Consider the following 980-nt stretch of genomic DNA (forward strand, 5'->3'; position numbering starts at 1 on the left):
GTCGTCGCCGACCTCGGCGACCAGGGACTCGAACCGGGCGCGGGCCTCGTGCATGAGCAGCGCGCCGGCCGAGTCGGTGACGTAGGGGGCCTGGCAGCCTGCGTCGACCATGATCCGGGCCTGGCGTGCCAGGTCCTCGGGACTGGTCTTGTGGGCCATCATCAGGAACCCGCAGGCCTGCATGCCCAGTTCGCGGGCCGCGGCGAAGCGACGCGGGGAGACGTCGGCCTCGGGGCCGTGGGTGGCAACCCGGACCATCTCCGCGCCGGCGTCATGGGCGCGTTTGAGGTCGTCGACGGTGCCGATCCCGGGGACGAGCAGCACGGCGATCCCGGCCTGGCGGGCCTCGTCGCGGGCGGCGGCGATCAGGCTCATCTCGTCGGCACCGGAGAAGCCGTAGTTGAACGACGAGCCGCCGACGCCGTCGCCGTGGCTGACCTCGATCCACTCGATCCCGGCGGCGTCGAGCGCACGGACGGTGTCGCGGACCTGGGTCTCGGTGTACCGGTGCGCCATGGCGTGGCTGCCGTCGCGCAGGGTGGTGTCGATGACTCGGACGTCGTTGCGCAGTTCGGGGCGGGTCACGACTGGGCCTCCAGCTTCGCTCGGGCCATCAGCTCGCCGATCCGGGCGGCCGCGGCGGTCATGATGTCGAGATTGCCTGCGTAGGGCGGCAGGTAGTCGCCGTTGCCCTTGACCTCCAGGAACACGGCCACGCGGGCGTGCCCGTCCCAGGCTTCGGTGGGCTCGTCGAACTGCGGCTCGGCGCGCAGGGTGTAGCCGGGCACGTACTCCTGCACCGAGGCGACCATCTCGTGGACCGAGGCGGTGATCGCGGCCCGGTCGGCGTCGGCGCCGATCATGCAGAACACAGTGTCGCGCATGATCATCGGCGGCTCGACGGGGTTCAGGATGATGATCGCCTTGCCGCGGGCGGCGCCACCGACCTCGGCGACGGCCTGACCGGTGGTGTGGGTGAA

The 980-nt window shown here is 71.5% G+C and carries 2 pseudogenes; both read right to left on the reverse strand.

The features are described 5' to 3' along the window. Window positions 1-585 (reverse strand): annotated as a pseudogene (locus tag D8M34_RS18070) (4-hydroxy-2-oxovalerate aldolase); the annotation flags it as partial. Further along, a pseudogene (locus tag D8M34_RS18075) lies at window positions 582-980 on the reverse strand (acetaldehyde dehydrogenase (acetylating)); the annotation flags it as partial. The pseudogenes D8M34_RS18075 and D8M34_RS18070, both read right to left, overlap by 4 nt.

Source organism: Microbacterium sp. HSID17254 (genome assembly GCF_003989315.1).
Lineage (GTDB): Bacteria > Actinomycetota > Actinomycetes > Actinomycetales > Microbacteriaceae > Microbacterium.